The 4,250-nt window shown below is 72.6% G+C and carries 4 protein-coding genes; 1 reads left to right on the forward strand and 3 read right to left on the reverse strand.

What is annotated here, in order from left to right; all coding sequences use genetic code 11:
* Positions 1-58: 58 nt before the first annotated feature.
* The 3 genes from ACOV8S_RS04160 to ACOV8S_RS04170 all read right to left on the reverse strand — a co-directional run bounded on the left by ACOV8S_RS04160 (position 59) and on the right by ACOV8S_RS04170 (position 3,306).
* Entirely contained in the window at positions 59-1,549 is a 1,491-nt protein-coding gene (locus ACOV8S_RS04160; protein WP_448316159.1) for a flavin-containing monooxygenase, read from the reverse strand.
* 327 nt (positions 1,550-1,876) lie between these two features.
* Positions 1,877-2,752: an RNA polymerase sigma-70 factor gene (locus tag ACOV8S_RS04165; RefSeq protein WP_448316160.1), complete on the reverse strand. Its 876-nt coding sequence runs from the start codon at positions 2,750-2,752 to the stop codon at positions 1,877-1,879.
* Entirely contained in the window at positions 2,749-3,306 is a 558-nt protein-coding gene (locus tag ACOV8S_RS04170) for a carboxymuconolactone decarboxylase family protein (protein WP_448316161.1), read from the reverse strand. Before ACOV8S_RS04170 ends, ACOV8S_RS04165 begins: the two co-directional genes overlap by 4 nt.
* A 163-nt stretch (positions 3,307-3,469) precedes the next feature.
* On the opposite strand from ACOV8S_RS04170, the gene ACOV8S_RS04175 reads away from it, so the two are divergent.
* Positions 3,470-4,150: a DUF429 domain-containing protein gene (locus ACOV8S_RS04175; RefSeq protein WP_448316162.1), complete on the forward strand. Its 681-nt coding sequence runs from the start codon at positions 3,470-3,472 to the stop codon at positions 4,148-4,150.
* Positions 4,151-4,250: the final 100 nt, after the last annotated feature.

Raw genomic sequence — 4,250 nt, forward strand, 5'->3', positions numbered from 1 at the left:
GTGCGGCGGTGTGTTCGTGTGGCGTGCCGCCAGGTGGGCTGTCGGTGCCGCCGGGCGGTCAGGCGGCGCGGGCCGCTTCCTGGGCGCCCGCCTTCTCGAAGCGCAGCGGCGCGTCGTCCACCGGGGCGCTCCGGAGCATGGCGCGGTCGCGGTAGTAGTTGTTCCACAGCCGCCAGGGGGCGCGGGTGCCTTGGCGCGGCATGACCGCGTCGGCCCGGGTGATGTAGCCGCTGGTCAGGGCCTCGCCCATGACGGAGAACTCCGAACGGTCGCCGTCGGAGGCCACCGGGGTGGCGATGTCGTGTCCGTGGTGGCGCATGTGCGCCAGCAGGCGGGCGGTCCAGTCGGCCGCGAGGTCCGCCTTCAGCGTCCAGGAGGCGTTGGTGTAGCCGATGACGAGGGACAGGTTGGGGACGCCCTCGAGCATGACGGCCTTGTAGAGGACGCGGTTCCTGACGTCCACCGGAGCGCCGTCGACGGTCATCTCCATGCCGCCCATGAGGCGGATGTTCAGGCCCGTCGCGGCGACGACGATGTCGGCCCGGAGTTCCTCACCGGACTTCAGGCGGATGCCGTCGGCGGTGAAGGTGTCGATGTGGTCGGTGGCGATGGACGCCTTGCCGCTCCTGAGCACCTTGAACAGGTCGCCGCCGGGCACGACGCACAGCCGCTGGTCCCAGGGGTCGTACGTGGGGCTGAAGTGGCGCATGTCGACGCCCTTGCCGGCCTGGGCCCGGACGAGACCGAGCAGCGCCTTGCGGGCCAGGCGGGGGAACCTGCGGCAGAAGGCGTAACTCCCGCGCTGCAGAGCGATGTTGCGGCCCCGGACGACCTTGTACGTCAGCCCGGCGGGGACGCGCAGCTTCTGCAGGACCGCGGTCAGCGGGTCCACCTCGGGCAGGGTCAGGACGTAGGTGGGGGAGCGCTGGAGCATGGTGACGCTCGCGGCGGTGTCGGCCATCGCGGGCAGCAGGGTGATGGCGGTGGCGCCGGAGCCGATGACGACGACGTGCTTGCCCTCGTGGTCCAGGCCCTCCGGCCACTGCTGGGGATGGACGAGCGTGCCGCAGTAGTCGGCCTCGCCGGGGAACTCGGGGCGGTACGGCTGGTCGTAGTCGTAGTAGCCGGTCGCGCCGACGAGGTAGCCGGCGCTGTACGACTCGCGTTCACCGGTGCCCTCATCCTCCACCTCGACGCTCCAACGCCCCGTGTCCCGCGAGAAGTCGGCGCTGATCGCACGGCGACCGAACCGGATGCGCTCCAGGACACCGGCGTCGGCCGCGGCGTCCTCGACGTACTGCCGGATCCGCGCGCCGTCGGCCAGGATGCGCGCGTCGCGCCACGGGCGGAAGCCGAACCCGAAGGTGGGCATGTCGGAGTCCGACCGGATCCCGGGGTAGCGGAACAGGTCCCACGTTCCGCCCACGCGGGCACGGCGCTCGAGCACGACGAGTGAGCTGTCGGGGTTGTCGCGCAGGACATGGTGTGCGGCGCTGATGCCGGATATGCCGGCGCCGACGACCAGGACGTCGACGTGCTGCTGCTCCATCGTGGGGGCCTCGCTCTCGCTCGTGAGCCCTGGGGGACAGGGGCGGACAGGGCAACGCCGTTGGAGGCGTCGGCGGTTGACCGGGCGCGTGGCGCTGTGGCTCTCGTACGCGGTACTCGCAATTTACCTGCGACGCGCTGTTTCAGATACCGCTGGTAACGTGATGGAGGTCACATCACGGAGGCGGTCGTGGAGCAGAGGAAGGGTCGTGCGACGCGGCACGACGTGGCATGCCGCGGATGGAGAGCACCGGTCCGCGGCGCCGGGTCCTGGGCGCGAGGTCAGGCGTGACCGGGGAGCGAGGTCAGGCGTGACCGGGGCGCGAGGTCAGGCGTGACCGGGGAGTCGTACGCGCGAGAGCTTGTCCGGGTTGCGGATCAGCCGGATCGCGTCGACGGTGCCGTCCTCGGCGAGTTCGCAGCAGGCGACGAGGTCCGGGCGGGTGCCCGAGCTGATGAGCAGCGCCGGGCTGCCGTTGACCAGCACGGGGTGCACGCCGGGGTCGGGGAGAGGCTTGGCCATCACCGCCGTCAGCCAGCGGGCGACCTTGTCCGCGCCGTGCAGCGGACGCAGCGCGGCCCGGACCTTTCCACCGCCGTCGGTCCAGGCGGTCACGTCGGGGGCCAGCATGGCCATCACCCGGTTGACGTCCCCGCCGAGGCAGGCGGCCAGGAACTCGTCGGTGACCTTGCGCCGCAGCTCGGCGGGCGCGTCGTAACGGGGCCGGCGGTCCCGCACGTGGCCGCGGGCCCGGCTGCCGACCTGGCGCACCGAGGCCTCGCTGCGTTCCAGCATCTGGGCGATCTCGCGGTACCCGAAGCCGAACACCTCCTTGAGGACGAACACCGCCCGCTCGAGGGGCGACAGCGTCTCCAGCACCACCAGCATCGCCAGCGAGACCGCCTCCGCCCGCTCGACCCCGCCGCCGGCGTCGTCCGGCGCGGTCACCAGCGGTTCCGGCAGCCAGGGGCCCACGTACGACTCGCGCCGGGCGGCGGCCGACCGCGCGCGGCTGATGCACAGGTTGGTGACGATCCGGCAGAGGTAGGCGCGCGGCTGCTCGACCGCGCCGACGTCGACGCCGCTCCACCTCAGCCAGGCGTCCTGCAGGACGTCCTCGGCGTCGGCGACGTTGCTCAGCATCCGGTACGCGATGCCGAACAGCGTCGGCCGGTGTTCCTGGAAGGTCTCCAACGCCGTCACGAGCGCGACGGTACCGCGCAGCGGTCCGCGAAGCCCTGACCGGTGAGGCCGAACGCGCTGTTCATCCGGGACCGCAGGTTCTCCACGGCGACCATGGCGGTGAGCTCGACGAACGCGGCCTCGCCGAGCCGCCCGAGCAGCCGGGCCGCCAGCTCGTCGGTCACGGCCGGGGGAGTCGCCGACATCGCCTCGGCGTACTCCAGCACGTCCTGCTCCGCCTCGGTGAACACCTCGCGGTGTTCGCGCCAGGACGGCACGGCGTGCAGCTTGGCGCTCGGCACCCCTTCGTCGTGTGCCTCCCAGTACCCGAAGTCGGTGCACCAGGAGCAGCCGATCAGGTGAGAGGAGGCCATCACGGCGAGGATCTTGAGCTGCGGGTCGAGCTTGTTCCACCTGGCGACCGACAGCTCGAGACGGATGTCGGTCAGCGTCACCCGACGGTGGTGGGCCATCGCCCGGACGGGGTCGAGGACCTCGCCGTAGGCGCGCCGGGAGTACCACGCGCCGATCCGGTACAGCAGGGTGCGCGGCGGGTCGAGCGAGATGCGGGCCATGGTGATCGCCTCCGGGTCGGAAAGGAGCCTTCACCCGGGAGGACCAGGCAGCCCGCCCGAATGTGACACCGGGCAGCCGCGGCCCGTGCCGCCTCCTCCCGAACCGCACGACTGCTACGTTGCGGCACGGCACGACACGGCTTGATGGCGAGGGGGAGGGACGATGGAGGTCCTCGGGGTCGATGCCTGCGGCAAGCAGGGATGGGTGGGCGTCACGCTCATCGACGGCGCGTACGCGGGCAGCCTGGTCGACCTCCGCCTGGAGAGACTGGTCGAGCGCGCGGGCGAGGTGGCCGCCGTCGCGGTGGACATGCCGCTGGGCCTGGTCGAGAAGGGCTGGCGCACCGCGGACCTCGCGGCCAGGGCGCTGCTCGGACCGCGGCGCAACAGCCTGTTCCTCGCCGCGCCGAGGACGGCCTGGCAGGAGCAGCACTACACCGCGGCCTCCGACCGGTGCCAGGAACTCACCGGCAACCGGCTCACCCAGCAGGCCTGGGCACTGAAGCCGAAGCTCCTCGAGGCGCGGGAGTGCTGGTTGCGGGACGATCGGCTGCACGAGGTGCATCCCGAGCTGTCCTTCCGCGCGCTGGCGGGCGGGGTGCCGCTCGCCCACACCAAGAAGACCTGGCGCGGCCAGAACCTGCGGCGCGCGCTGCTGGCCGAGGCCGGCCTGGTGCTCCCGGACACGATCGGCGAGGCGGACCGGGTCCCGGTCGACGACGTGCTCGACGCCGCGGCGGCGGCCTGGTCGGCGCACCGCATCGCCGCCGGGACGGCGCGTCGGCTGCCGGAGCCCCCGGAACCCGACGCGGAGGGCCCCCGCCCGGTCGAGATCCGCTACTGACGGGACCGGTCCTGCGGCAGCGGCCGAAGCGGCGGCCCGGTCGGCGCGGCACCGCGGTCGTGAACCTCCCGCGGCGGTCCGCCGACCAGGTCTGCAGGGG

Source organism: Streptomyces sp. CO7, assembly GCF_053474865.1.

Bases quoted from the DNA above. Each gene is read 5' to 3' on its own strand.
- ACOV8S_RS04175 (WP_448316162.1), top strand. From the start codon at position 3,470: ATGGAGGTCCTCGGGGTCGATGCCTGCGGCAAGCAGGGATGGGTGGGC.
- ACOV8S_RS04170 (WP_448316161.1), bottom strand. From the start codon at position 3,306: ATGGCCCGCATCTCGCTCGACCCGCCGCGCACCCTGCTGTACCGGATC.
- ACOV8S_RS04160 (WP_448316159.1), bottom strand. From the start codon at position 1,549: ATGGAGCAGCAGCACGTCGACGTCCTGGTCGTCGGCGCCGGCATATCC.